At 74.0% G+C, this 319-nt stretch carries 1 pseudogene; it reads left to right on the top strand.

Annotation, left to right across the window (positions count from 1 at the left end):
- Positions 1-192 (top strand): annotated as a pseudogene (locus IEZ12_RS37300) (DUF2637 domain-containing protein); the annotation flags it as partial.
- Between the last annotated feature and the right edge of the window lie 127 nt (positions 193-319).

The raw sequence follows: 319 nt of genomic DNA, 5'->3' as shown, positions 1-319 counted from the left end.
CCGGCCGTCGAGAAGCTCCCCGAAGGGGAGGCCTGCGCGGTCGTCTGGGCCGCCGCGAGGGAGGGCCTGCCGCAGCGCCGGGTGGCCGAGCTGACCGGCTGGTCCACCGGCTGGGTCGCCGCCCGATACCGGGAGGCGGCGAGCACCCAGGGCCACCCGGCCGCCGCCGACACCACGCCTCTCGCCGCCTGAGCGCGGCCAGCAATCCCCCGACTTCCATTCACCACAGCCCTTTTGGAGCCAGGTCATGTCCGACACCCAGTTCATCGCCTACATGGACGCCTTCCGCGCGGCCACCGAGCACACCGCCGCCTGCGAG

The sequence above is a fragment of the Kitasatospora griseola genome, from assembly GCF_014648555.1.
Taxonomy (GTDB): domain Bacteria; phylum Actinomycetota; class Actinomycetes; order Streptomycetales; family Streptomycetaceae; genus Kitasatospora; species Kitasatospora griseola.
Note: the sequence above shows the minus strand (reverse complement) of the source record. Positions and strands in the feature narration are given on the sequence as shown.